At 65.3% G+C, this 26,273-nt stretch carries 26 protein-coding genes; 12 read left to right on the top strand and 14 right to left on the bottom strand.

Features of this window, described 5'->3' with window-relative positions:
- The 4 genes from AB0366_RS14575 (at nt 1) to AB0366_RS14560 (ending at nt 2,969) form a co-directional block, all read left to right on the top strand.
- Nucleotides 1-747 (top strand): ESX secretion-associated protein EspG, encoded by a 747-nt coding sequence (locus AB0366_RS14575; RefSeq protein ID WP_366244545.1) that lies wholly within the window; start codon nt 1-3, stop codon nt 745-747.
- Nucleotides 748-828: 81 nt separating this feature from the next.
- Nucleotides 829-1,428 (top strand): hypothetical protein, encoded by a 600-nt coding sequence (locus AB0366_RS14570; protein ID WP_366244544.1) that lies wholly within the window; start codon nt 829-831, stop codon nt 1,426-1,428.
- The gene (locus AB0366_RS14565; protein WP_032378705.1) at nt 1,428-1,655 is read left to right on the top strand and encodes a helix-turn-helix transcriptional regulator; all 228 of its coding nucleotides are present in this window, start codon (nt 1,428-1,430) and stop codon (nt 1,653-1,655) included. The genes AB0366_RS14570 and AB0366_RS14565 overlap by 1 nt, the downstream gene beginning before the upstream one ends.
- A gap of 90 nt (nt 1,656-1,745) precedes the next feature.
- Nucleotides 1,746-2,969, top strand: coding sequence for a TerD family protein (locus tag AB0366_RS14560; protein WP_366244543.1), 1,224 nt, complete (start codon nt 1,746-1,748; stop codon nt 2,967-2,969).
- Here the strand turns inward: AB0366_RS14560 and AB0366_RS14555 are convergent.
- From AB0366_RS14555 to AB0366_RS14545, 3 genes are all read right to left on the bottom strand, one after another.
- On the bottom strand, nt 2,944-4,395 hold the full coding sequence (locus tag AB0366_RS14555) for a glycosyltransferase 87 family protein (protein WP_366244938.1): 1,452 nt from the start codon (nt 4,393-4,395) through the stop codon (nt 2,944-2,946). The genes AB0366_RS14560 and AB0366_RS14555 overlap by 26 nt on opposite strands.
- A 113-nt stretch (nt 4,396-4,508) precedes the next feature.
- A complete protein-coding gene (locus AB0366_RS14550; RefSeq protein ID WP_366244937.1) occupies nt 4,509-6,617 on the bottom strand; it encodes a transglycosylase domain-containing protein in 2,109 nt (702 codons plus the stop codon).
- A 678-nt stretch (nt 6,618-7,295) separates the two neighbouring features.
- A complete protein-coding gene (locus tag AB0366_RS14545) occupies nt 7,296-7,727 on the bottom strand; it encodes a DUF5318 domain-containing protein (RefSeq protein WP_170944655.1) in 432 nt (143 codons plus the stop codon).
- A 295-nt stretch (nt 7,728-8,022) separates the two neighbouring features.
- Between AB0366_RS14545 and AB0366_RS14540 the strand changes: the two genes are divergently transcribed.
- On the top strand, nt 8,023-8,613 hold the full coding sequence (locus tag AB0366_RS14540) for a PadR family transcriptional regulator (protein ID WP_121871577.1): 591 nt from the start codon (nt 8,023-8,025) through the stop codon (nt 8,611-8,613).
- Nucleotides 8,606-9,688: an inositol-3-phosphate synthase gene (locus AB0366_RS14535; RefSeq protein WP_032396939.1), complete on the top strand. Its 1,083-nt coding sequence runs from the start codon at nt 8,606-8,608 to the stop codon at nt 9,686-9,688. Before AB0366_RS14540 ends, AB0366_RS14535 begins: the two co-directional genes overlap by 8 nt.
- 102 nt (nt 9,689-9,790) lie before the next feature.
- Here the strand turns inward: AB0366_RS14535 and AB0366_RS14530 are convergent, their stop codons facing one another.
- The gene (locus AB0366_RS14530) at nt 9,791-10,141 is read right to left on the bottom strand and encodes a nuclear transport factor 2 family protein (protein ID WP_366244541.1); all 351 of its coding nucleotides are present in this window, start codon (nt 10,139-10,141) and stop codon (nt 9,791-9,793) included.
- 102 nt (nt 10,142-10,243) lie between these two features.
- Between AB0366_RS14530 and AB0366_RS14525 the strand changes: the two genes are divergently transcribed.
- Nucleotides 10,244-10,669: an MmcQ/YjbR family DNA-binding protein gene (locus AB0366_RS14525; protein ID WP_366244540.1), complete on the top strand. Its 426-nt coding sequence runs from the start codon at nt 10,244-10,246 to the stop codon at nt 10,667-10,669.
- Nucleotides 10,660-11,544: a LysR substrate-binding domain-containing protein gene (locus tag AB0366_RS14520; RefSeq protein ID WP_366244539.1), complete on the top strand. Its 885-nt coding sequence runs from the start codon at nt 10,660-10,662 to the stop codon at nt 11,542-11,544. The genes AB0366_RS14525 and AB0366_RS14520 overlap by 10 nt, the downstream gene beginning before the upstream one ends.
- On the opposite strand, the gene AB0366_RS14515 is transcribed toward AB0366_RS14520, so the two are convergent.
- The 4 genes from AB0366_RS14515 to AB0366_RS14500 are packed head-to-tail and all read right to left on the bottom strand — an operon-like array spanning nt 11,528 to nt 14,857.
- Nucleotides 11,528-11,701 carry a hypothetical protein gene (locus tag AB0366_RS14515; protein ID WP_366244537.1) on the bottom strand — a complete coding sequence of 58 codons (174 nt, stop codon included), beginning with the start codon at nt 11,699-11,701 and terminating at the stop codon, nt 11,528-11,530. The genes AB0366_RS14520 and AB0366_RS14515 overlap by 17 nt on opposite strands.
- Nucleotides 11,698-12,519, bottom strand: coding sequence for a carbohydrate ABC transporter permease (locus tag AB0366_RS14510; RefSeq protein WP_366244536.1), 822 nt, complete (start codon nt 12,517-12,519; stop codon nt 11,698-11,700). The genes AB0366_RS14515 and AB0366_RS14510 overlap by 4 nt, the downstream gene beginning before the upstream one ends.
- Nucleotides 12,516-13,562, bottom strand: a complete 1,047-nt coding sequence (locus tag AB0366_RS14505; RefSeq protein WP_366244535.1) for a sugar ABC transporter permease — start codon at nt 13,560-13,562, stop codon at nt 12,516-12,518. The genes AB0366_RS14510 and AB0366_RS14505 overlap by 4 nt, the downstream gene beginning before the upstream one ends.
- 14 nt (nt 13,563-13,576) lie before the next feature.
- Nucleotides 13,577-14,857, bottom strand: a complete 1,281-nt coding sequence (locus tag AB0366_RS14500; RefSeq protein ID WP_366244534.1) for an ABC transporter substrate-binding protein — start codon at nt 14,855-14,857, stop codon at nt 13,577-13,579.
- A 189-nt stretch (nt 14,858-15,046) separates the two neighbouring features.
- Here AB0366_RS14500 and AB0366_RS14495 point away from each other — a divergent pair, with 189 nt between their 5' ends.
- Entirely contained in the window at nt 15,047-15,865 is an 819-nt protein-coding gene (locus AB0366_RS14495; RefSeq protein ID WP_366244533.1) for a DUF2786 domain-containing protein, read from the top strand.
- Here the strand turns inward: AB0366_RS14495 and AB0366_RS14490 are convergent, their stop codons facing one another.
- The 6 genes from AB0366_RS14490 to AB0366_RS14465 all read right to left on the bottom strand — a co-directional run bounded on the left by AB0366_RS14490 (nt 15,866) and on the right by AB0366_RS14465 (nt 22,950).
- Complete coding sequence (locus AB0366_RS14490; RefSeq protein WP_366244531.1) at nt 15,866-16,678, bottom strand: MerR family transcriptional regulator; 813 nt, start codon at nt 16,676-16,678, stop codon at nt 15,866-15,868.
- Between the two features lie 287 nt (nt 16,679-16,965).
- Nucleotides 16,966-18,231, bottom strand: a complete 1,266-nt coding sequence (locus AB0366_RS14485; protein WP_366244530.1) for an MFS transporter — start codon at nt 18,229-18,231, stop codon at nt 16,966-16,968.
- Nucleotides 18,228-19,979 carry an ABC transporter permease subunit gene (locus AB0366_RS14480; protein ID WP_366244529.1) on the bottom strand — a complete coding sequence of 584 codons (1,752 nt, stop codon included), beginning with the start codon at nt 19,977-19,979 and terminating at the stop codon, nt 18,228-18,230. Before AB0366_RS14480 ends, AB0366_RS14485 begins: the two co-directional genes overlap by 4 nt.
- 3 nt (nt 19,980-19,982) lie before the next feature.
- Nucleotides 19,983-21,461, bottom strand: coding sequence for an ABC transporter substrate-binding protein (locus tag AB0366_RS14475; RefSeq protein ID WP_366244528.1), 1,479 nt, complete (start codon nt 21,459-21,461; stop codon nt 19,983-19,985).
- Nucleotides 21,458-22,228: an ABC transporter ATP-binding protein gene (locus tag AB0366_RS14470; RefSeq protein WP_366244527.1), complete on the bottom strand. Its 771-nt coding sequence runs from the start codon at nt 22,226-22,228 to the stop codon at nt 21,458-21,460. The genes AB0366_RS14475 and AB0366_RS14470 overlap by 4 nt, the downstream gene beginning before the upstream one ends.
- On the bottom strand, nt 22,225-22,950 hold the full coding sequence (locus AB0366_RS14465) for an ATP-binding cassette domain-containing protein (RefSeq protein ID WP_366244526.1): 726 nt from the start codon (nt 22,948-22,950) through the stop codon (nt 22,225-22,227). The genes AB0366_RS14470 and AB0366_RS14465 overlap by 4 nt, the downstream gene beginning before the upstream one ends.
- Nucleotides 22,951-23,050: 100 nt before the next feature.
- Here AB0366_RS14465 and AB0366_RS14460 point away from each other — a divergent pair, with 100 nt between their 5' ends.
- The 3 genes from AB0366_RS14460 (at nt 23,051) to AB0366_RS14450 (ending at nt 26,272) form a co-directional block, all read left to right on the top strand.
- Nucleotides 23,051-23,560 carry a TIGR04338 family metallohydrolase gene (locus AB0366_RS14460; RefSeq protein WP_366244524.1) on the top strand — a complete coding sequence of 170 codons (510 nt, stop codon included), beginning with the start codon at nt 23,051-23,053 and terminating at the stop codon, nt 23,558-23,560.
- Nucleotides 23,561-23,612: 52 nt separating this feature from the next.
- A complete protein-coding gene (locus tag AB0366_RS14455) occupies nt 23,613-24,377 on the top strand; it encodes an LLM class F420-dependent oxidoreductase (RefSeq protein WP_121871591.1) in 765 nt (254 codons plus the stop codon).
- Between the two features lie 86 nt (nt 24,378-24,463).
- The gene (locus AB0366_RS14450) at nt 24,464-26,272 is read left to right on the top strand and encodes an ABC transporter substrate-binding protein/permease (RefSeq protein ID WP_366244523.1); all 1,809 of its coding nucleotides are present in this window, start codon (nt 24,464-24,466) and stop codon (nt 26,270-26,272) included.
- Nucleotide 26,273 lies beyond the last annotated feature (1 nt).

Below are 26,273 nucleotides of genomic sequence, written 5' to 3'. Positions count from 1 at the left end.
ATGACGACCTGGACCATGCCCGGCATCGACTTCATGATGCTGTGCAGTCGATTCGGACGCGACCGACTGCCGTACCCCCTGGCGGTCACCATCGACGTCGATACCGTGGACGAACTGCGGCAACTGCGGCTGGAGGCGTCGGCGAGGATCGACGCGATGATGGACGAGAAACTCGGGGCAGCTGTTCGGACCGTGGTCGACCCGATCGTTCGTATCGAATGCCGTGGCGAGACAACCGAATTCCCTTACGGAATCATTCGCAGCCACGCAGCGATTCGCCACGACACAGCCGCGGTGCTCATACAGCAACCGGGGCCCGACGCCTCCTCCGGCGGTGCCGTCACCATCGAACTGACCGGCCCGGACCGTGCCCCCGCCGTCGTTCTCGGATCCGTGCCGAATATCGCTGCAGGCCACCGACCGGCCGAGCGGCTCGAACGCGCAATGGCTGCAGCGACATCGGGTGGATCGCATCTGTCCACCGCAACCCGAGGGGCGACGGCGGACGAGCAGTTCCGGTCGTTCTTCGACCGCCCGCGATCTGCAGTCGGCGAGATCATCGTCGCCCGCGGCAAGACCTACGACAACCGCCCCGACACCGATGCCGTCTCGTTCTTCTGGATGGACTTCGAGCAAGACGGCCGATACATCGTGCACTCCGCAGAGTCGATCGACATCGTGCCTGCCGATACCGCCGGGCTGGCGTCGGAGATCGGACGGCAGGTGGCGGTCGCGCTGAGGAGATGACGGCCCGCCCTTGACACCATATCGATTTTCGATAGGTTATCGATATTCGTTGTTATCGACTATCGATACGGAGGCGGCGGGATGGCATACGGATTGGGCTCGGCACGGGCCAACAAATGGGCGATGGCGTTCTACGCGGGAATCGCGGTGGTGTGGTCGGGATGGAGGGTGTGGGACTACCGCTCCTCGGACTACGTCAGCGCCACCGTCACGCCGAGGGACGACTCGCCGACTCTCGACCTGTTCGGCGGACAGTTGCAGCCAGGAAATGTCATCGAGCTCAGCGTCGCCAAAAGTGACGTCCAGCGACTCATCGGGATGATCGACTTCATGAGGTACGGCGAGATCGTGGCCGGCGGAATCATCATCCTGGTGGGGATCTTCTTCGCGTACCGATTCTTCGACAATGTCATCAAGGAAACCCCGTTCAGCGTCGGTGCCAGCATCGACCTGGTCGCGGTCGCTGTCTGCCTGGTCTTGTACCCGGTCATCACCGGAGGACTTCGAGTGATGAGTACCAACGCGGTCCAGGGCGCACTCGAGACAACCGAGTTCACCGATACTGCGCGCGGCCTGGGTGCGTTCTGGCTGGCCGTGATCGTCGCGATCGTTCTGCAATTCGTCTATGCGGTGCTCCGTCAGGGGTCCAAGCTCGCTCGCGATGCCGATGGGCTGGTCTGATGGCGGAGGAGTTCGTCGACCATCTCGTCGTCTGCCATCTGGGCGAAATTCTCGACGCCCGTGGCATGACGCTCGCCGAGCTCTCGCGTCTGGCCGGAGTCAGCGTCGTCAATCTGTCGGTGCTCAAGAACGACCGCGCCAAGGCCATTCGGTTCTCGACACTCACCGCCGTCTGTCGCGTCCTCGGCTGCACACCCGGCGACCTGTTCACCCTGCGCCAGATCTGACCTCCACCGAAACGCAGCCGCACCAGCCGGACAAATCGAACAAGTACATTGGATGACGGTAACCAGCACTACGAGAGAGAGTCCATCACATTGTCTGCTCCGGCCGGTCAACCGTTGTCCAAGGGTCAGAACGGCCCCCTCACCGTCGGTGACGTCGTCGTCTCCATCTCGCTGTCCGTACCCGCGGACCTGTCCGCGCTACTGGTCACCGACGCCGGAAAAGTGCGCACCGACGCCGATTTCGTGTTCTTCAACCAGCCCACCGGCCCCGGCGTACGCCTCGAGCCCGGCCAGGGCGGACCGGCCCGGCTCGCCGTGTCGCTCGCCGCAGTTCCCGCCGACATCGAGCAGATCCGCGCTGTCATCACCCTCGACGACGCGTCGAGCAACTTCGGTCGATCCGCCGCTCCCGTCGCGCGGGTGAGCGACGCAAGCGGAAATGGGTTGTACGAGTACACGATCGACGGCTTGAGCTCGGAGTCGATCGTGATCGCGCTGGAGATCTACCGCCGTCAGGGCAGCTGGAAGGTGCGAGCCGTCGGGCAGGGCTACGCGGGTGGGTTCGCCGCGCTGGTGACGGACCACGGTGTGTCCGTGGACGACGCCCCTGCTCCCGCACCGACGCCCCCGCCCGCTCCCGCCACTCCACCGCCGCCCGCTGCGCCGCCGGCACCACCCGCCGCCCCGGTCCGCACCGAGGCTCCCGAAGTCAGCCTCACCAAGTCCAAGCCCGTCAGCCTCACGAAGGGCCAGAAGGTCACCCTCCGCAAGGACGGCGGCGTGGCTCTGACGGTCATCCGCATGGGCCTCGGCTGGGACCCGGTGACCACACCGAAGAAGGGCGGATTCTTCGGTGGCGGCGGCCGAGCCGCGAACATCGACCTGGACGCGTCGGCGATCATGCTCGCCGACCGCAACGTCAACGATGTCGTCTACTACGGGCAGCTCAAGGCCAAGGACGGCTCGATCGTGCACCAGGGCGACAACCTCACCGGTGAGGGCGAGGGCGACGACGAGGTGATCGTGGTCGACCTGACGCGGGTGCCCAAGCACGTGACCGGCATCATCTTCACCGTCACCTCGTACCGCGGTCAGACGTTCGAGCAGGTCGACAACGCATTCTGCCGTCTGGTGGACAACACCACCAACACCGAATTAGCACGCTTCACCCTGCAGGGCGGCATGCCGTTCACCGGTCTGGTGATGGCGAAGGTCTACCGCCAGGGCAGTGAATGGAAGCTTCAGGCCATCGGCGACGGCATCCAGGCCAAGCACGCCGGTGAAGCCGTCAAACAGCTCGGCCGCTATATGTGACCTTGCGGGCAGTTGTCGTCCGATCTGCAGCGCCGTCGAGCACGCCACCGAGCGGGTCGACGGCGCTGCCGTTTCGAATGAGATCCTCGGCCGGGCGGTAGATCTGCCGAACGATCAACGCGCACAACCCGATCACTGCGACATCGCGCACCACGACGGTCGCGGTGAACCACTGTTCGGGCAGGCCCTTGTTCTCCACACCCAGGTAGTAGTACATCCGCGGGAACCAGACGAATGCGTCGATCGTCATCCACGCCAACAGAATTCGGCGATGCGGCAGCGCCAGAACGGCCAGCGGAACCAGCCACAGCGAATACTGCGGGCTCCATACCTTGTTGGTGAGCAGGAACCCGGCGACCACCAGGAAGACCAGTTGCGCGAGCCGCGGCCGCGTCGGTGCCGTCGTGCCGATGTATGCGATCAGCGCACACACGATGGCGAACAACACCAGCGTCACGGCATTGAGAACCAACGGTTTGTCGCCCGGGTAGAGGGGGCCGTCGAAACCGGTCCAGCCGGTGAACGAGGTGACGACGTTGTACAGCGAATCCGGGTCGGCACCGCGCTCGGAATTGAGCCGGAAGAACTCGTACCATCCCGACGGATACAGCAGCGCGAGTGGAAGATTGACCGCGAGCCAGGCACCGAGCGCCGCGCAAGCGGTGATGCCCCACTCGCGCATCTTTCCGGTGCGCCAGCACAGCACCAGCAGGGGTCCGAGAAACAGCAGGGGATAGAGCTTGGTGGCACCGCCGAGACCGATGAGAACTCCGGCCAGAACCGGCCGCTTCTTGGCCCACGCCAGTAACCCGGTGAGCGCGAAAGCCGTTGCGAGAGCGTCGAAATTGGTGAATCCGTGCACGATCACCAGCGGCGATGCCGCCACCAGGGCGGCATCCCAGATACGGCGTCCGGCAGCTATGGCGGTGGCCCACACGGTGACCAACCAGGCGACGGCCAATCCCAGGGCGACCACGTTGAAGTAGACGACGACCGGCAACGCCTGCGGCAGGAAACTCAGTGAGTTCCAAGCCTTTCCGACGACCATCGAGCCGTACTGGTACAGCCCCGCGAGCACCGGGTACTCCATGTACCTGATCTGACTCGACCCGTCGGCCTTGGTTTCTTCCCAGGACTTCTTGTACGGGAAGGCACCTTGATCGAGTCGCTCCGCCCCGTAGAGCGGCACGGTGTCGGAATAACACATCGCCACGTACTGCCGGCTGCCACTCCAATCGAGTCCGAGCTCGCCGCCCGGTCCCACCGGTGCCTGCTGAATGCAGGCAGCCTTGGCGAACCAACCGAAGCACAGGAATACCACCGCCAGCAGCAGAACGACGCGTAGCGCGGTGAACCAGCGCTGCCGACCGATCAGCGCGTGCTTCCCGACCGGCCCGCCGATGACCGAGGACAGTTCCTCGGTCATCGGATCGGTACGACTGGGTAAATCGCGGTCTGCTGCACTCGCCGAGTCGAGGCGACCTGGGCTGGCCACTGCTCGACCCTTGCGCTCGGGTTCGGTCGTCACCGCTGGAGTCGTTACTGCCCGGGCGCCACTGGTTCGGGCGCTGCGGGTTCGGGCGCCGCCGGTTCAGGTGCCGCGGGCTGCGCCGGTGCCAGCCCTGGCAGCGGGATGGTCACGCCGGGCAGAATCTCGACCTGCCGCGGAGTGATGACGACCGGCGGCGAGATCTCCGTCGGAATCGGCAGGGTCACCTGCGGCGGAGCTGTCGACGGTGCCACCGTCGCCGTCGGGGCCGGTGCGGAGTACTGCGGCACCCCGGCCTGACCCGCGATGGCCTCCGGCGTCGGGAAGGTCTCGTTCGAGGTGCCCTCCAACGTGCCGTCCATCGTGTCTTTCCAGATGTCCGACGGTATGCCCGATCCGTAGATCGGTCCGCCGTAGCTGTTCTCGAGCGGCAGACCCTGCTCGGTGCCGACCCACACGGCCGTGGACAGTGACGGCGTGTAACCGACCATCCAGGCGTCCTTGTTCTGGCCGGTGTCTCCGAGCTGAGCGGTACCGGTCTTGGCTGCCGACTGGCGACCGCCGGCGAGGTTGTGACCGTTCGAGTAGCCGGCGATCGGACGCATCGCCGAGGTCACGTTGTCCGCGACCGCAGCCGAGACGACCTGCTGGCCGGCCTCGGGAGCACGGTCCAGGAGCACGGTGCCGTCGGCGGTGACGACCTTCTGCACGAAGTGCGGAGTGTGATAAACGCCGGACGCAGCCAGTGTCGCGTAGGCCGAAGCCATGTCGAGGACGCGCGATTGGTACTGGCCGAGCACGACTCCGTAGTTGGGGCCTGCGTTGTCGGGCTCGGTCAGGGTGGGGCCGACGCCGTCGATCTCCTGCGGGATGCCGAGGGTGTGGGCCATGTCCGCGATGGCCTGCGGGCCGTTGTCCATGCTGAGCATCATGCGGTAGAAGCTCGTGTTGAGCGACCGCTTGAGCGCCTCGGCGATGGTGCAGGTTCCACAGGAGGCACCCTCGACGTTGCTGATCTCGATGCCGTTGACGTCGAGCGGAGAGCTGTCGTACATCTTCGAGAGCGGAATGCCCTGATCCAGCGCAGCGGCCAGACCGAACACCTTGAACGAGGATCCGGTCTGCAAACCGGACTGCGCGAAGTCGAATCCTCGTCCGTCCGCGCCGCCGTAGTACGAGCGGACCGCGCCGGTACGTGGATCGATGGACACCGAGGCCGTCCGCAGCTCCGACGGTTCGCCTTCGAGATTGCTGTTCACGGCATCGACCGCAGCCGCCTGGGCTTTCGGATCGATGGTCGTCGTGATCTGCAGGCCCTCGGTGTTGAGGTCCTGATCACTGATACCCACCGCTGACAGCTCGCGCAGCACCTGGGCCTTGATCAGACCGTCCGGCCCGGCATCCTGGGCATCACCGGTATCGACCTGTGACGTAGGGACCACCGCCGGGAACATCATCGCGGCTCGCTGGGTCGCGTCGAGCTGCCCCTGGGAGACCATACCGTCGAGCACGTAGTCCCAACGAGCTTGGGCGCCGGTGGGGTTGAACTCGGGATCGAGGTTGGAGGGCTGCTGGATGACCGCCGCCAGAACTGCACCCTCCTCGACGGAGAGCTGATCGACCGACTTGCCGAAATACGCCGTCGACGCGGCAGCGATGCCGTACGCACCGCGGCCGAAGTAGATGGTGTTGAGATACGCAGCGAGAATGTCGTCCTTGGACCACTGACGCGCCATCTTCGAGGAGATGACGAGCTCACGCATCTTGCGGGTCAGCGTCCGATCGTTGCCGACCAACGCGTTCTTCACGTATTGCTGGGTGATGGTCGAACCGCCGCCTGCGCTGTCGCGTCCGAGCACGTTGTCACGGAGAGCTCGACCGAAGCCCGTCACCGAGAATCCGGGATTGGAGTAGAAATCGCGGTCCTCGGCCGAGAGCACGGCATTACGCACATGTTCCGGAATCTGGTCGATCGTCACGTCGGTGCGGTTGCCCTCGGGTGGCACCACCTTGCCGAGCACACTCGAGCCGTCGGCCGCGAAGATGGTGGCGACCTGGTTGGTCCTGATATCGCCGGGACGCGGCACGTCCTCGACGGTGTACGCCACCATGAACGCCAGGATCGGCACGATCAGACCCAGGGCGATCAACGCGTACATCGTGCGTCGAGCGACCCGCCACTTGGACTTCTTCTTCGTATTCGCGGCGGGACCTCTTTCGGGCGGCTCGGGCGGTTCGCTGCCCGAGGAGAGAACTGATGGATCGTTCGGTTCGTGGGGTGGTGGCACAGAGCCGGACCGAGTGACGCCCGTCGGGGCGGCGGATCGAACAGGAGGCGCGATGGGCGGCTCTCCGTACCGACGCTCGCCGTAAGGACGTTCGCCTGCGGGACGTCCACTGACGGGATCGATCGGCGGCCTGCCCTGAACGGGTCGGCTCTGCGGCGGCATCGGACGCTGCCCTGCAGGAGGCCCGGGACGCTGGCCGGGAGGAGGCATCGGGGGACGACCCTGAGGCGGCATCGGACGCTGCCCTGGAGGAGGTCCGGGACGCTGACCGGGGGGAGGTCCGGGACGCTGGCCGGGAGGAGGCATCGGAGGACGGCCCTGCGGCGGCATCGGACGCTGGCTTGGAGGGGGCACCGGGCGACGCCCGGGTGGATCGGAATGTCGACTGCCGCGGGGCGGCCCGGGCACGTCGGGACGCCGTCCGGAGTCGCTACGGCCCGGTTCGTTGCTACCCGGGTTGTTGTCGTAGGGGGAACTCACGTACGAATCTCCAGTAATTTCGGCGGCCGCGTCGAATTCTCGGTGGATGGGATCAGCGGAGCGATTGTGTCACTCACTCGCTGTTCGACGGTTCGGTTGACGGGAACCCGATCGCGGACGACGGGGTTGTTTGGGCGCGGGGACGGCCCCGAGGACATAGGACTGGACGAGGTGGTTCCAACTGCACGACCTACACACCTCGACCACATGGACCGAGAACTCCTCCTGGGTCGCCGCGAGGCGGACGAGTTCGTCCGCCGTTCTCGCCGACCCGGACAGTGCCCCGAGCTTCTCGCCGAACACCCAGGACACCAGCGTGAGCTGCTCCTTGCGGCAGATGGGGCACACCACGTCGCTGCCACGTCCATGGAACTTGGCAGCGCGAAGCAGGTACGGATCTGCATCACAGACCGCTGCGACACCCGTCCTACCGGAGTAGACCTCGGCCAGCAGCGACCGACGCTGAAGGGCGTAGTCCACCACCTGTCGCTGAAGTCGCACGAGGACCAGAGTACGTGCGGCCCCTCCGATGCGGACCTGCGAACCCCGCCTCGGCAATGAGGAAGTCCCGTTCGAGCCTCCGCAAACAACACTCCACCTGTGCCGACACGGTCGGCCCCTGGAAGCCGGCAAGAGACGGAGATCGCACAGAAGTATGCGCGACGCTCGATCGAGGAGAGACACGAACCGGGCACCGGCTTGTCAATAAATGTATCGGCGCGATACATTCTTCGATAGTGCAGTCAATCGCATCGCCGTGTTGTGATCACAAAAAGAACAGAGAAGGGGGAGTTGCATGCTCGAGCTCGCAATTCTCGGTTTGCTTCTCCAATCACCCATGCACGGCTACGAGCTCCGCAAGCGGCTGACCGGCCTGCTCGGAGCTTTTCGAGCGTTTTCGTACGGATCGCTGTACCCGGCACTCCGTCGACTTCAGGAAGACGGACTCATCGCCGAGGACGCCGGTCCCGAACTGCTCGTGAAAAGACGGGCAAAGCGGGTCTACGTGCTCACCCCGCTCGGCAGGGAACGATTTGCCGAACTGGTGGCCGACACCGGACCGCAGAACTACACCGACGACGGATTCGGCGTACATCTTGCCTTCTTCAGTCGGACCCCTGCGGAAGCTCGAGTCCGCATTCTCGAAGGCAGACGTCGCCAGGTCGAGGAGCGCCGAGAAGGCCTCCGCGACGCTGTGGCCAAGGCGAACGGGACGCTCGACCGCTACACCAGGCAGCTACACCAGCTCGGACTCGAATCGAGCGAACGCGAGGTGCGCTGGCTCAACGAAGTCATCGCAGCCGAGCAGGCCGAACCCAACCCAGCACCGTCCCACACAGCACCAAACAGGACAGTCAAGACAGAAGGAGAACCCGACCATGGGTGAGAACAACAACGCAATCCGCGTGGCCATTGTGGGTGTGGGCAACTGCGCCTCATCCCTGGTCCAGGGTGTCGAGTACTACAAGGACGCGGACGAGAACGCCACCGTCCCCGGCCTCATGCACGTCATGTTCGGCAAGTACCACGTCCGCGACGTCGAGTTCGTCGCCGCGTTCGACGTGGACGCCAAGAAGGTCGGCTTCGATCTCTCCGAGGCCATCTTCTCCAGCGAGAACAACACCATAAAGATCGCCGACGTACCCCCGAAGGACGTCCACGTCCTGCGCGGACCGACCCTCGACGGCCTCGGCAAGTACTACCGCGAGACCATCACCGAGGCCGACGGCGACGCCGTCGACGTGGCGCAGGCCCTGCGCGACGCCAAGGTGGACGTGCTCGTGTCCTACCTCCCCGTCGGATCCGAAGAAGCCGACAAGTTCTACGCACAGGCCGCCATCGACGCAGGCGTCGCCTTCGTCAACGCGCTGCCCGTCTTCATCGCCAGCGACCCGGTCTGGGCCAAGAAGTTCGAGGACGCAGGCGTCCCCATCGTCGGCGACGACATCAAGAGCCAGGTCGGTGCCACCATCACCCACCGCGTCATGGCCAAGCTCTTCGAGGACCGCGGCGTGCAGCTCGACCGCACCATGCAGCTCAACGTCGGCGGCAACATGGACTTCCTCAACATGCTCGAGCGCACCCGCCTCGAGTCGAAGAAGATCTCCAAGACCCAGGCCGTCACGTCGAACCTCCAGAAGGAGTTCAACGCCAAGGACGTCCACATCGGACCGTCCGACCACGTCGGCTGGCTCGACGACCGCAAGTGGGCCTACGTCCGCCTCGAAGGCCGCGCCTTCGGTGACGTTCCCCTGAGCCTCGAGTACAAGCTCGAAGTATGGGACTCGCCCAACTCCGCAGGCGTCATCATCGACGCAGTCCGCGCCGCGAAAATCGCCAAGGACCGCGGCATCGGTGGACCCGTCATCCCGGCTTCGGCCTACCTGATGAAGAGCCCGCCGAAGCAGCTGGCCGACGACGTCGCTCGCGAACAACTCGAAGCGTTCATCATCGACGCATAGGGCCCGCAGCAAGACGCGAACGCCGCCCGCCGGTCCACTCGATGTGACATTGACCCCCAAAAAGGCCACTGAACGTCACATTGAGTACCGGCGGGCGTTCGTCTATCCGGCCGCGGTGATTTCTCGTGGATCGAATGTCACCCGTATTTCTCTGATCGATCCGTTCTCGATTCGCTGCCAATTGGCGGTGCTTGCCGGGGATGCGATGGACGTGTGCAGATCGAACCACGTCAGTACGTTCGGGCCGTCCACGAAGACATGGGCGATATCGATGTCGGTGACGATCTCCGACATTCCTTTCAATCCGGCCACACATTCCGCGCCGTTCGCCGCTGTGCCCAGTGGCCCGCGGAACGTCGCGTCCTCGTGCAGGATCGACGCCAGAGTGTCGAAATCCTTGCTCTTCCAGGCCTCGAAGTAGGTCGCTGCAACTTCTTTCGGTGTCTGTGTCATGACATCGAGTCTCGAACGCACCGGGCCAGAAGTCCAACAGTTGATTCCGATGGTCATCAGAAGTTCTACTCATAGCCGCAGCTAGAGTTCACGCGCTATCGTGTGCTCGTGGCCATCGATCCCACCTCCCAGCATCCGGTCCTCGAACGGGTTCGCGCGCTGGCGTTCGCCTATCCCGAGGTGTCCGAGAAGATCTCCCACGGCCGGCCGACCTTCCGCACCGCCTCGGTGTTCGTCTACTTCGGCGGCGGTGTCAAAGGCGGCGACCAATACGACCTGTCGATCCTGGTCAAATGCGAGAGCGCCGAGGAGCAGCGCGCCTGCGAACTCGAACCCCGGTACTTTCACCCCGCCTACCTCGGCCCGGCCGGCTGGGTGGGATTCGACCTGAGCGACGCCGACGACGACGTCTGGGCCGAGGCCGCCGAATTGATCGACTGCAGCTACCGCGTCACGGCCCCGAAGCGCAACATCGCCAGACTCGACGCCGGTGAGGGCCCGAATCTGGGAGTTCAGCAGTGGAATTGAGACAGCTGGAGTACTTCGTCGCGGTGGCCGAGGAAGCGAACTTCACTCGCGCCGCAGCCAGAGTGCACATCAGCCAATCCGGCGTCAGCGCCCAGATCCGAGCGCTCGAACGCGAACTCGGTGCCGAGTTGATCGACAGATCCGGTGGCACAGCAACATTGACAACCGCAGGTCAGGCCGCGCTGACGCAAGCCCGTGCGACGCTGTCCGCCGCCGACTCGGTCAGGCAATGCGTCGACGACGTTGCCGGACTGCTGCGCGGCTCACTTCGCGTCGGGATGGTCACCGCCTGCACCGTCCCACAACTGTTCGACGCGTTGGCCCGCTTTCATTCGGCGCACCCTGGCGTCGAACTTGCTCTGCAGGAGGGTAATTCGGATCGCTTGGTGGCCGATGTGCGTGCAGGAGAACTGGACATCGCACTCGTCGGTGTCGCAGCTCGGGCCCCGGACGGATTGGAATCGATGGTGGTGATCGACGAGCGCATCGTCGCAGCCGTTCCACCGCAGCATCCTCTGGCAGCACAGGACGAGGCGACGTTGGCGCAGGTGTGCGAACACCCGATCATCGCCCTTCCCCCCGGCACCGGCATCCGTGCGGTGTTCGACCGGGACTGTGCCGGAGTAGGACTCGCGCCGTCGATCGCGTTGCAGGGCACCGCCCCCGACGCCGTGGCCGATCTCGCTGCCCGCGGCCTGGGGGTGGCGATCCTCAGCGCATCGATGACGAAGTCCTACGACGACAAACTCGTCGCCGTGGACCTCACGGACTCGCACACCGCCGCGCTGCTGGCCCTGGTCTGGCGGGCCAGGATGAACCCGGCACTGGCCGAATTGGTTTCGGTGGCGACGCGCAGCTTCAGCGAATTTTCTTGACGGTGAACCACAGTGCGATCAACAGACCCAGCAGGGTCACCGACGGCAGCACGCCGGGATCACCTCCGATGATCCCGGCTACCGCAACGATCAGGGCAACGAGGGCGAAGAATCCCAGAATGCCCGCCAGCAATTGCAGATGGTCCTGGGCCGTCACGATTTGACGCCACCTGCAGTGAGGCCGGAGATGATGCGGCGCTGGAACAGCAGCACCATGATCACCAGTGGAATTGCAACGATGGTGCCCGCGGCCATGATCGCGGCATACGGCACCACCAGCGGATCGTTGCCGGTGAACCGCGCGATGGCCACGGTCACCGGTTCGGTCCTGTCACTCGAGAGCTGACTGGCCAGCAAGTACTCGTTCACTGCTGCGATGAACGCGAGGATCGCGGTGGTGAACAGGGCAGGCGCAGCGAGCGGCAACATCACCAAACGGAACGCCTGGAACCGGCCCGCTCCGTCGATCCGCGCGGCTTCTTCGAGTTCCCAGGGCAATTCGGCGAAGAACGCCGCCAAGGTGTAGATCGTCAACGGCAGCACGAACGAGATGTTGGGGATGACCATGGCCTGGTAGCTGCCGATCCACCCGATGTTGGTGAAGAATTGAAACAGCGGGGTCACCAATGCGACGACCGGGAACATCGAGGCACCGAGGATGATGCCCGTCACGACGTACTTGAAGCGAAAGTCGATGCGCGAGAGGGCATACGCGGTGAAGATGCCGATGATCAACGCGATCAACGTGGTTGCGCCGCCCACGATGAGGCTGTTGCCCACCGCACGCAGGAAATTGTTGCCGTTCGCCGTCGACAACGCGTTTTCGAAGTTCTCCCACGTGACGTGGGTCGGCCACGGCGTCGTGTCGAAGGTGTAGCGCGGGTCTCGGAACGCGGTGACGACCATCCAATAGAACGGTGCCAGTCCCCAGACGAGGATGACGACGACACCGAGATAGATGCGGGCCTGCTTCATCGACCGGCCCCCTTGCGCTGATTCTCCTGAGTGGCAACGGCATTGGCACCGAGAAACTTCACCAGGATGAAGGCCACGATGAAGATCATGACGAACGAGATGGTCGACAGCGACGCAGCGCTGTTGAATCCCTGCCGGATCTGCTCCACCACCAGGATGGAGATGGTTCGCGTGGCGGGGTTGCCCTCGGTGAGGATGGCGGGCAGGTCGTACATACGCAGCGCGTCCATGGTGCGGAACAGAATTGCCACCATGAGCGCCGGCTTGACCAACGGCAGTGTGATCTTGGTGAATCGCTGCCACGCCGAAGCCCCGTCGACTCGAGCTGCCTCGTAGACGTCGGCGGGAATCATCTGGAGCCCGGCCAGAATCAACAGCGCCATGAACGGCGTCGTCTTCCATACGTCGGCGATGATCACTGCAAATCGAGCGGGCCAGGCGTCGCCGGTCCACAGAATGTTCGTTCCCAGAATACGATTGGCGATGCCGTCGTACGCGAAGATGAAGTACCAGAGCTTGGCGGTGACAGCCGTCGGGATGGCCCAGGGAATCAGGATCGCCGCGCGCAGCAGGGCGCGTCCGGCAAAGGTCTTGCCCATGATCACCGCCATCGCGAAGCCGATGACCACCTCGATGGAGACGGTCACGACGGTGAAGAACGCCGTGTTGCCGACCGCGCCCCAGAACTGAGACCCGAGAGTTCCCGGCGGGCAGGGCACCGACGTGCCCGACGCCGAGGTGCACTGCTGGAGAATCCAATGCGTGTAGTTGTCGAAGCCGGCAGACCCACCGGTGACGAACATGCCGGTCGCGGGATCGAGACCGGGATCCTTGGAGAAGGACATCACCAGGGCCCGAATCACGGGGTAGACGATGACGATCGCGAGGATCACCAGCGTCGGTGCGATCAGCAGCCAGGCCCGACCAGGAGTCAGGCCGAAGCGCTTGTTCTTGGACCGCACATGCCGACCGCGGCCGGGGGACGAGCCCCCGGCCGCGGTGGTTGCGCCGGCCCCACTGGTCACACCAGCAGGTACAGCCATTGGTTCTCCCGAAATCAGTTCGCGCCGGCGGTTTCGATACCGGCCTGCATATCCGTGATCGCCTGGTCCACGCTCTTCTCGCCCTTGATGGCGGCAGAGACGTTGTCCTGCACAGCCTTCGAGACGGCCGGGTAGAACGGGGTGACAGGGCGCGGCACGGCATTCTCGATGGATGCCTTCAACGCGGGAAGGTACGGCATCGCGGCGATCAGTGCGGGATCGTCGTACAGCGACGAAAGCACGGGCGGCAGAGCGCCCTCGGCGATGATGCGCTGAGCCTGCTCGCCCTGCAGGAATCGCAGGAAGTCCGCAGCAGTGGCCTTGTTCTCGGAGTACGCACTGATCGCGGCGTTGTATCCACCGAGCGTCGAGGTGCCGACTCCGGTGACACCGGGAAGCGGTGCGACCGCGTACTTGCCGGCCACAGCCGAACCTTCCTCCGCCGCGGTGCCGTAGACGTACGGCCAGTTGCGCAGGAACAAGGTCTGTCCATCCTGGAAGGCCTGCTGACTCTCGGACTCCTTGAACGTGGTGTCCTGGGCCGGGATGACGCCCGTCTCGAACGCGGTGACGAGGGTCTGCAGTCCGGCCTTGGCCTCCGGGCTGTCGACGGTGGGGGTCTTGCCGTCTTCGGCGACGATGGATCCGCCGTGCGCGTTGATGATCTCCGACGCGTTGGCCGTCAGACCTTCGTAGGGGGCGAATTGCCCTGCGTAGCAGTCGATGTTGTTGTCCCGGGCGACCTGGCAATCCTCGGTGAGCTCGGCCCAGGTGGTGGGCGCTTCGGGGAGCAGATCACTGCGGTAGTAGAGCAGTCCGCCGTTGGTGTTCTTCGGTGCGGCGTACTGCGTGCCGTTGTAGGTCGCACTCGCGACTGTCGCGGGCAGAACGCCTGCGTTGTCGAGTGCGAATTCGCCCTCGAGCGGCACGAGCCAGCCCTTGGCTGCGAACTCGGCGGTCCAGACGACATCGAGCGCCATCACGTCGTAGTCGCTCTGCTGGGCCTGGAGCTGCTGAACGAAGTCGTCGTGGGCCTGATCGGCGTCGGCGGACTGTTCCTTGAAGGTGACCTGCTCGTCGGGGTTGGCGGCGTTCCACTCCGCGATGATCTGCTGGACGACACCGGTCTCGGTGGTGTCCTGTCCCTCTACATAGGTGATAGGTCCACGGCCGTCGGCATTTTCGGACGCTGCGCCCGAATCGCCGCTCGATCCGCTGTCGCTCGAACATCCGGTGAGCGTCAGCAGCGTGGCTGCTGTCGCAACCACTGCCACCTTCGTGATCAAAGACGCCATTGTTCTCTCCACTTACTTCTACGCGGTGGTATGTGCCCGGAGATGGGCACGCAGAATCTCGCTGTGATGCTCCCCCCGACACATATGTCGATGGGTACTGTGGCACACATCGCACCGCGCAGTGGTCGTTTCTGCATTCCTGAATCGGTCAACCCGAAGGTGTCGGAGGAGGCCGGTAGCCTTTCGCTCATGAGTTCGGACAAGATGCTGACGCGGATCGGCGGGCTGCTGCGCCAGGCGGAGTCCACCGACAACCCACACGAAGCCGAGGCCTTCATGGAGGCAGCTCAGCGTCTGGCGACGTCGGCGTCGGTCGATCTGGCGGTGGCTCGTTCGCACAGTGCGTCCAGGGAGCGGCAGGCGACGCCGAGCCAGAAGGTCATCCCCATCGGAGAGCCGGGCAAGCGCGGACTCAAGACCTACGTGCATCTGTTCGTGGCCATCGCGCACGCCAACGACGTCCAGTGCGATGTGTCCCGATCGTCGACGCAGGTGTTCGCCTACGGTTTCGACTCCGACATCGAGACCACCGAGGCCCTGTACTCCTCCCTGCTGATTCAGATGGTGCGAGCGTCGGACGCGTACATCAAGTCCGGTGCCTACAGGTCCGAGACGGCCATCCGTACCGTCACCGAGATAAAGAACCGCCGGCGCTACACCCGACGCGAGGAAGTGCCCGTCGCTGCCGTGACGGCCAGGCTGAACTTCCAGACTGCGTTCGCGTCGCGCATCGGTCAACGGCTGAGCGAAGTGAAGAAGGACACCGAGGCCAAGGCCATCGAACAGGAACAACAGGGCGCTGGGACAGCACTGGTGTTGCGCAACAAAGAGATCGAGCTCCGCGACTACTACCGACAAACCTCGACCGCGCGCGGACATTGGCGAGGCCAGAGCGCGAACGCCGGCTATTCGGAAGGAGCCCGAAAGGCCGGGGATCGAGCGGGACGGAACGCGACGATCGGCGGTCATGCCGAAATCGACGGAGCAAGCAGGCAGTTGGGACGCTGACTACTGCGTTCGCGGCGAAGCAACGAACACCGGCCATCCGATTTCCGTGCGCCACAGGGACGAATCCTCGGTATCACGCGGCCCGACGGCGTAGACCTCACGAACCGGACCGGCAATGGCGAGGCCATTGGTCTCGACATATACCCCGAGTGCCCCGTAGGTGACGTCGATATCGTCGTGCGGACCCTGATGAACCGTCACCGCGAGTTCGGTGGGGTGCAACGTCATCGGACGAATCCTGTTGGTGGACGGCGCAGTTGCGGTAGGAACGTACACCGTCATGACACCGCGACCCTCGGTGAACAACTCGTTGTCGTACAACCCACCCGCAGGGCCGTTCGGTTGCACTTCGGCGGAATCGATCTCGGCCATCGCCGTGCTGTACCAGCCGAGCACCTCGGACGCGTCGACCATCTCGGAAATAGCTGCGACCGAACACTCTTCGGTGAGTATGCGTCGGACCTCGATGGTGGGCGGAGTCGGATCCAACAACCGGCGCAGGGCAGTCACCGCGGATCGGGTGTCGTCCAATTGTCGCTCGAGCCTAGTGAGGTGCTCGGTGATCAACCGGGCTCGGGCGTCGGGATCGGGTGTGGTGACGATCGCTCGTACTTCGCGCTCCGGCATCTGCATACTGCGGAACCGACTGATGATCTGCGCAGTGGCGACCTGATCCGTCGCGTAGTACCGGTAGCCCGAATAGTCGTCGACCGTCGCGGGTTCGAGCAACCCCGACTCGTGATAGCGCCGCAGTGTCTTCACGGACAAGTGCGTGATGCGAGAGAACTCGCCGATCGTCAGCAATCCGTTCATGTCGATATTCTGACCCCTCCCCCTGGGGGAGTGTGGACTCTTGCCTTAGGACAGGGATGACACTCGGTTCACGGCCGAGTTTCGGTGCTGGGGATTCGGGTGTAGCCGCGGCTGGTCGCAAATGCGCGCGCATTCGCCAGGTGCGCGGGGAATCGCGTCGAATCGGAGACGAATCTGCTCGCGCATGACAAACGCGCGCGCGTTTGCGGGGATGGGGGGCGGCGGGATCGGGGGGCGGCGAGGGCTCGGCGGCGGGGGATTGGGGGCGTGGTCGGGGAAGGAGTCGGTCAGTCGAGGCGCGCGAGCACCACGCGGAGTCCGATGACACTGGCGATGGGGAACAGCGCCGCGACCAGCCACGGGATGGCTGCGCCCCAGCCGGTGTCGGGGGAGGCGTCGATCACCACACCGAGTGCAGTCGATCCGATGAGCACTCCGATGCCCCCGAGCGAGGCCATGAAGCCGTAGTACGAACCAAGTCGGCGTTCGGCGGCCATGCGCGGCACCAGATCCCGAGCCTGGGGCATGGCGATCATCTGCCCCAGGGCGAGCAGCAGCACGAAGAGCGCAGCGGGGATCAGCCCGAGCAGACCTTCCAGCTCCAAGGGACTGAATACCGCGACCAGGACGAAAGATGCTGCCATGACGGCGAACCCGACGGGCAGCGTGACACGGGGCGATATCCCCGCGACGCGGCGGGTGATCGGCAGCTGCGTCGAGACCACGAGCACGGCCGAGATCGCGAAGAACCAGCCCAGGACCGTCTGCGAACCCCAGGCCCGTTCGACCTCGAGTGGCAGCAGCAGATACAGCTGGTTGTAGGCCACCAATTGTGCGCTCATCGCCACCGCGAACAGCACGAAGGTCCGGTTGCGCACCACGTCGGTCCAGCCCGAGAGCCATGGGTCGTCGCGATGTTCGCCGCGCTCACGCGGCAACCACCGCACGTGGGCGGCAACGACCAGGACGAAGATCGCCGCAGCCACGAGGCACGCGATCCGAAAATCGACGAGCAACAACACCGATCCGACGAGCGGGCCGGTGAACGAACCGATCTGGCTGCACACCGACATCAGCGCGAAGCTCTCCACGCGCGTGGGTCCGCCGTCGCGTTCGCTCTTGCCCGCCTCGATCGCCACTGCGGATTCGACTGCAGGGGAGAACAATGCGGCTGCAAATCCCACCATCACCGTGGCGATCAACACGGCAGATAGCGAATCGGCGAAGGCGAGACCGACAAATCCCAGCACCCGAAGAACACAACCGACGAGAACGACCGGCTTGATACCCCACCGATCGGCGAGGGTGCCACCGACGAAGAACAGTCCCTGCTGCGAGAACGTTCTGATTCCGAGGACCACTCCGACGACCGCGGCACCGAGTCCGAGGTCGCTCGTCAGATGCACCGAAAGATACGGCAACACCATGAAAAAGCCGATGTTGAAGGTCATCTGAGTGAGGACGAGCAAGCGAACGGTGGGGGTGGCCCGCCGGAGATCGACCAGAAACGACCACCGCCACCGCGTCGGCGATCCGTCGGTCCTCGTGCTCACGTACTGCGCCCTCCTGCGTCGACTTTCTCGATGACGCTACCGGTCTTGCGCACGCGTCCCGAGGTGGCACCGGCGAGGGAGACTGCGAGAACGGCGAGTGCGATCAACGACGCGAGCGGAGCAGCGGTGACCCACGGTGCCCGCTCGACGGCGGCGACCCCGTCGGACAGTATCAATCCCCAATCCGCAGTGGGGGGTTGCGGACCGAGGCCGAGGAATCCGAGGGCCGCGAGAGCAAGAGCGACACCGGGAAGCCGAATCATGGCGTGCCGCAGCACTACCGGAACGATGCTGGGCACGATGGATCCGAACAGGATTCGCGCATTGCCTGCCCCGAGTGTCGGCAGAATGGAGATGTACGGCCGAGCACGAGTCTCCTCGACCAGAGCGGCCGTGTGCGCGGCGAGCGGAGCCCACGTGACGATGAGAACGGCGACGGCCGCCCCGCCTGCACTCGGACCCCAGATCGCCGCGATGAGAATGCCGGTGACGACGGGCGGCGCTGCATTGGTGACCTCGACCAGACCACGGGAGGCCCGCGGAATCAGTCCCAGCAGCACGCCGACCACCAGGGCCGCGAACGTCACCGCGAGTGAGAGCCCGATGGAGCGCAGTGCGCCGTCGGCGACGCGGGCCAACAGATCTCGGCCCGAGGCGTCCGTACCGAAGGGGTGTGCCGATGACGGGGCTGCGAACTTCTCCCGCGTCGTCGCCTGGCCATCTCGCGGGAGTCCGGCAAGGACCATGACCAGTAGGACCGACGCCGCAGCGATCGGCACCACCCAGCGCCGCGGTGACGGGTGGAAGATGCCGGAGGGGATGGGCATCGCCTTCTCGTGCAGTGCGCTGCCGAGCAGCAGCCGTCGGGCCAATTCGGCCGCGATACCGAGAACCGCGCTGACGGCCAGGAGAAAGATGATGTCGATCTGCAGAGCGGGGAGATCCTGCGATTGCGCGTCGCCGAGAGTGGTACGACCCAATCCTGGTATGGCGAAGACCTTTTCGACGGCCACTGCGCCGCCGGTCATGGCGACCATGACCAGACCGATCTGCGAGGCGAGCCCGGGGAGGGCGCGTCGCAGAACCGCACCGGCGATCTGCCGCCGCGAGAAGCCTGCGACCGTCCACGTGATGACCCAGCCCTCGGTGAAGGTGACGGCGATCGCGTCGGCGAGCAGACGTCCGATCAGCCCGCCCGCAGGCAACCCGAGCGCCAGTGCAGGCAGCACCGCGTACTCGGGACCGTTCCAGCCGTAGGCCGGAAACGACAACCACACGGCACCGAGAACGACGAGTACCGACGCGAGCAGAAACTCCGGCATCGAGGTGAGCGCTGCGGCGACGCCGCCCCCGGTACGTCTCGGGGTGCCCCGGAGTCCGGCCCGCACGCTGGGGACGACCACGAGGGCGGCGGCGGCGAGCGCGACGACCATCGCGAAACCCATCAGCGTCAGCGACACCAGCAGCGCATCGAGGGCCCCCGGCAGCACCGGTTCACCTGTGTTCCAGGATGTTCCGGGATTGCCCGACGCGATGCCGGTGAGCCAGTCCCAGAACATCCGCAGCGGTCCGGCATCGAGCCCGAGGTCGCGGCGAATGGCTGCCAGGGCCTCGGGGGTTGCTTCCTGCTCGGCCGAGCGGGCCCGCAGAATGCTCAGTGCCGGATCGCGATTCGACAGCCACGGCAGCATCCCGACGAGGAGGACAACACCGGCAACGGCAACCAGCCGCGAGGCGGTGGTTCTCACTGCTTACTCGAAAGCGGTCTGGTTGGTGATGAGCGTGCGTTCCCTGGGATCGCGGGCGACGCCGGTGATGCCTTCGGATTCGCCCTGGATGACGCGTTCGTGCAGCATCGGCACGGCCGCATCCTTCTCCAGGATCAGCTTCTCGGCGTCCAGAATCGCGGCGCGGCGATTGTCTCCGGGTTCGGTGGCCGAGGCGTCTGCCAATGCCGCGTCTACCTGCGGGTCGCAGAACTGGGAGATGTTGAACGATCCGTCGCAGGCGAAGTCGGAGTACATGTACGCCACGGGGTCACCGGAATCGAGGACGGTGGCGCGGGAGAGGATGAAGGCGTCGAATGCGCCACTGAGCGCGTCGGTTTCGATGAACTGGTATTCGCGCACCACCTGCTCGACGACGAAGCCCTTGGCCTCGAGTTCCTGCTGCAGCAGCACGGCGACCTCGGGAAGTTCGGCGCGGTCGGTGAAGGTGGCGAGGGTGATCTTCTTTCCGGCGGCATCGCCCGCAGGTGTCTCGGTGCGCGCGGGACGGTCCGCTGCCCACGGCAGCGCGGGGCCGAGCAATCCGTTCGCGGCGTCAGCGCGGCCCTCGTAGACCTGCTCGACCAGACGATCCTTGTCCACCGACTCTCGTGCCGCGGCACGCATGGCCGGATCCGCGAACACGCCGGACGACGTGTTCAGGTACAGGGTGTTGGTACGCGGCATCGGAACCTCGTGCACCAGCGACGGATCGATGTTGGCGGCCTGCGACACCGGAATCGCCTCCACCACATCGGCGGTGCCGTTGCGAAGCGCTGCTGCGCGGGACGTACCGTCGGGCACGAAGTCGACGTCGATGCCGGCGAGCTTCGCGGGCTCACCCCAGTAGTCGTCGTTACGGTCCAGCGTGGCACTGGACGTGCCGTTGACTCCGGTCAACACGAACGGTCCGGTGCCGGTCCCGACGGGGTCGCTGCCGCCTGCGGAGTAGGCCGCGGGTGCCAGGATGGCGAGCTGCGGGCTCGAGAGTCGCTGCGGCACCAGTGGATCGACGTCCTCGGTGGCCACCTCCACCGTGTCGTCGTCGGTGGCGGTCACCGTCAGCTCGACGCCGTCGAGGATGCGCGGCTTCGGCGCGGCGGTAGTGGCAGCAGTCAGTGCGGTGACGACGGCGGCGGAATCGAGCGGCGCACCGTTGTGGAACCTCACGTCGGGTCGGAGGTCGAAACTCCAGGTGCGCTCGTCCACGCGGTTCCAGGCGGTGGCCAAACCGGGCTGAGCATCCCCGAGATCGTCGAGGATAACGAGGGTTTCGGCGGTGGACCAGCGCGAGAGCTTGAAGGCATCGTCGCTGAACTGCGAGAGCCCCGAGCGTGGCGGTTGCAGCATCGCAACGCGAGCCCGATCTGTGGTGTCGTCGGAAGCGCCCGAAGAAAAGCAGCCGGTGAGCGTGAGGGTGCCCACCGCTGCCAGGACGCCGATGCGGAACATGTTGGTGGTCAATGGATCTCCTGTGGTGGTCGTGCAAGCCGGGGTACGGCGTCGATCAGGTCTCGGGTGTAGGAGTGCTGCGGGTCGGTGAGAATGTCTCGTACGCTGCCGGTTTCGACGATCCGGCCGTCGTGCATCACCGATACGTCGCTGCAGAGTCGAGCGACCGCGGACAGGTCGTGGCTCACGATCAGCAATGCGCTCGGCAGTCCGGCCAGGACTGCGAGGACCTGCTCGCGAAGATCAGGGTCAAGTCCGCTGACCGGCTCGTCCGCCAGCAGGTACTGCGGTTCGCATGCCACTGCACGCGCAATGGCGACGCGTTGATTCTGGCCACCGGACAGTTCCGTCGGTCGGCGCTGCAGGTAGCGCTCGTCGAGCCCGACGGCGGCGAGTGCGGCACCTGCTGTGGCTCGATGATCGCCGTCGACGCCGAGAAGTCGCAGCGGCGTCGCCACCAGATCCAGGACACTGCGGCGTGGGTCGAGGCTGGTCGCGGGATCCTGAGGAACGTACTGCACGAGTCTGCGAAACCACCGCAGCGATCGCGCGGAACCCGGACGGACTGTGCGCCCCTCCACTTCTACCGTTCCCGCATCGGGGGAGTCCAGCGCCAGCAGTATGCGCAGCACAGTGGTCTTCCCCGAACCGGATTCGCCCACCAGGGCGATGCGACCGGCCGGCGGTAGCGTGAGCGAGACGGCGTCCAGCGCCGTGCGAGACGAGCCGTGCCGAACGTAGGTGCGCGTGATGTCCGTGGCCACCAAGCCCGCAGTCATCGCGCTACCAGCTGACGAAACGGGTCGGCGGCGCGAGCCCGATCGAGCATGCGCACCACGACATCGGACTCGGGAGTGTCGAGAATTGCTGTTGTGGAACCGGATTCAACGATGCAGCCCGAGTCGAGAACCATCAGATGGTCGCACAGCTGCGCAGCGACGGCGATGTCGTGCGTGATCAGCAGCAGCGAGGCCACCTCACGGAGAGCGTCGAGCACCCGCGCCTGACTGAGCACATCGAGGGCCGTCGTGGGTTCGTCCGCGATCACCAGCGGACTCTCGCGCGCCAATGCGACTGCGATACAGACGCGTTGACGCTGACCACCGGACAGCTCCAGCGGGTGCGAGGCCAATATGCGTTCGGTGTCGCGCAGACCCACACGCTCGAGCAGCGCGGAGGCGTCGGGCGTGCGGAGTTGCCTGCCGACGGTGACCATCGGGTTCAGCGCCGTGGCCGAATCCTGGAACACCATCGCCGGGCGGGCAGTGCGCGGACGGCGGGGCGTCGGAACTCCGGCGACGTCCTGGCCGTCGACGGCGATGCGTCCGGTGCAGGTGATCCCCGGCGGCAGCGCTCCGACGAGGGCGGCGGCGATCATCGACTTTCCCGATCCCGACGCGCCGAGCAGGCCGAGGCGTCGACCCGCGGGTATCTCGAAGGACACGTGATCGACGATGCGCGAGCGTCCGGCGTCGATGCAGAGGTCATCGACGGCGAGCACGGGTTCTCCTGAACGATAGAAACTGGGAACGAATTCGACAATCGTTGTCGATAGAAGACTGTAGGCGAGTCGGGAGGACGACACAAATTAGGCTGATCGGATGAGCAGGGCGAGGGACTCGCAACGAGCGGCCGTCTACGACGCAGAACAATTGGTTCGCACCATGTTCGATCGCGCCGAGGAGCGGGGCCTTCGCATGGTGCAGGTGATGGGTTCGCAGATCACGCTGCCGATCGAGCGCAAGTTCGCCTCCATCGACTCGGTGCAGGCGTACGTCGATGCGGTGCTCGCGCTGGAGTGGGTCGCAGCCACATGGCCCGACGCCGGTCGCGTCATCACCGTCCGTGCCCGTTCGGGTTCGGCTGCGGCGCACTACGAATCGGACACCGCCACCATTGCCGTGCCCCTGCATCAGGGCAACAGAGCCTGGGCGTTGCGGGAGCTGGTGGTGCTGCACGAACTCGCGCACCACTTCGCCGACGAGGACGAGCAGCAGCACGGCGGCGCATTCGTCGACCGCTACATCACCCTCGTCGGCGAGATCGTCGGCTCCGAGGCCGGGTTCGTCCTGCGCGCGATGATGGCCGAGAGCGGCGTCCGCATCGGCTGATGCCGTTCGGGTGCATCATGGGAGACGCAGCCCACACGACGAGGAGACGTACATGACCGTCAAGATCGGTGTTCAGCTTCAGCCCCAGCACGCTCCCGACTATCAGTTGATCCGCGACGCGGTGTTGCGCTCGGAGGACGCGGGCGTCGACATCGTCTTCAACTGGGATCACTTCTATCCGCTGTACGGCGACCTCGACGGCGCGCATTTCGAGTGCTGGACGATGCTCGGCGCCTGGGCCGAGCAGACGTCGAACGTCGAGATCGGCGCACTCGTCACCGGCGGCGGTTACCGCAATCCGGACCTGTTGGCCGACATGGCACGCACCGTCGACCACATCAGCGGCGGCCGGCTGATCCTCGGCATCGGCGCTGGGTGGAACGAGAAGGACTACGACAACTTCGGGTACGAATTCGGCACGGCCGGTTCGCGTCTGGCATTGCTGAAAGAGAGCCTGGCCAGAATCCGTCACCGCCTCGACGTCGGCAACCCGGCCCCCACCCGCGACATCCCGATTCTCATCGGCGGCGGCGGTGAGAAGAAGACCCTGAAGATGGTCGCCGAGTACGCACACATCTGGCACAGTTTCGCCGACCTCGAGGCACTGAAGCGCAAGTCCGAGATCCTCGCCGAGCACGGCACCACCGTCGGGCGTGACGTCTCCGGCATCACTCGATCGGTCTCCTGGCCCGGCGCGGACACAGCCCAGGACTTCGTCGACGCCGGAGCCACCCTGTTCACCGTCGGCGTCAATGGACCCGAATACGACCTCACCGAACTGGGCCAGGCCATCGCGTGGCGGGACTCGCACAAGTAGAGACACGTCACGGCAGTTCGTTGAGCGAAACCCTTGCGCGTCGGCCGTTTGGGTGAGTGGGCCCTGGTCCGCTTAGGGTTTTGTACATGGTTGCCGTACGCGCTTCACGCGCGATCGTGGTTCTCGTTCTCGGACTGCTGATGGCCCTCACGCTCGCCGCGTGTGGAACGTCGAGCTCCGACGATCAGGCGGCGGCAGGTCCGACCGACCTGTGCGCCCCTCCCGGAGTCGACAGTGCGTCGTCCACCCCGACGAACTTCGACGCTGCCGCAGCGGCCGCGACGGAGGACAGGTACACGACGGCGAACGTCACTCCGCTGGACCGCATCGACACGAACGCTCTGGGATTGGCGACGCCGGGAGTGTTGACCGTCGGCACCCTGTCCGACGCCCCGCCGAGCATCTGCCTGGACTCGGCCGGCCAGTACACCGGGTACGACAACGAACTGCTGAAGGCCGTCGCGGCGAAACTCGGGCTGCAGATCAACTTTTCGGGCACCGAGTTCTCGGGCCTGCTCGCCCAGGTTGCAGGCCGCCGCTTCGACGTCGGGTCGTCCTCGATCACGACGACGGACGAGCGCCGCAACACCGTCGGGTTCACCAACGGATACGACTTCGGCTACTTCTCCCTCGTTGCTCAGACCGGCGGCCCGATCAGCCGGTTCGAGGACCTGAACGCGGGCAGCAGGATCGGCGTGGTGCAGGGCACCGTGCAGGACGACTACGTGGTGAACACGCTCGGCCTCGATCCGGTGAAGTTCCCGGATTACAACACCGCCTACGCGAACCTGCGCACCGGGCAGATCGACGCCTGGGTGGCCCCGTCGCAGCAGGCGGAGGGCTTGGTCAAGCCCGAGGACGGCACGGCGATCACGCAGAACACGTTCTCGCTGAACAACTTCGTCGGCTGGGCTGTCGCTCGCGACAATCAACCGCTGATCGACGCGTTGAACTCGGGGCTCGACGCAGTGATCGCCGACGGCACCTGGGCCACGCTCTACTCCGACTGGGTTCCTCGCGAGCTGCCCGACGGCTTCAAGCCCGGCAGCAAGGCCGCCCCCCAGCCGGAGCTACCCGACTTCGCCGCCATCGCGGCACAGAACGACGCGAACGCTCCCGAAGCCGTTGCCGTCCAACCCAAGTCCACGCTGGCGCAGCTGGGCGACACGTTCTTCGACTGGTCGCTGTACAAGTCGGCAATCCCCGACCTGTTCAAGGTGGGCCTGCCCAACACGCTGATTCTGGCGTTGGCGTCGGGCATCATCGGTACGGTCCTGGGCATGCTGCTGGCTCTGGCCGGGCTGTCTCGCACGCGCTGGCTGCGCTGGCCCGCCCGCGTCTACACCGACATCTTCCGCGGACTGCCCGCCGTGGTCATCATCCTGATCATCGGCCTGGGCATCGGACCGGTGGTGCAGGGCGTGACCGGCGGCAATCCGTACTGGCTCGGCGCTGCGGCACTCTCGCTGCTCGCCGCGGCGTACATCGGCGAGATCTTCCGATCCGGCATCCAGAGCGTCGAGGCCGGTCAGATGGAAGCCGCACGGGCGCTGGGCTTCAGCCGTCGTCGCTCGATGAACCTGGTGGTGGTCCCGCAGGGTGTCAGGCGCGTCCTGCCGGCGCTGATGAACCAGTTCATATCGCTCATCAAGGACTCGTCGCTGATCTACTTCCTCGGACTGCTCGCCACCCAACGCGAGCTGTTCGCGGTCGGCCGAGATCTCAACGCACAGACCGGAAATCTGTCCCCGCTCGTCGCCGCCGGATTGTTCTACCTGGTGCTGACCGTGCCGCTCACCCATCTCGTGAACTACATCGACAAGCGACTGCGCACCGGTAAGGCCGAGCAGACGCTGGACCCGGTCGAGCAGGCCGTCGTCGTGGAAAGAGGCTGAC

The organism is Rhodococcus sp. NPDC076796 (assembly GCF_040702765.1).
Classification (GTDB): domain Bacteria; phylum Actinomycetota; class Actinomycetes; order Mycobacteriales; family Mycobacteriaceae; genus Rhodococcoides.
This window is presented reverse-complemented; position numbering and strand designations above follow the sequence as displayed.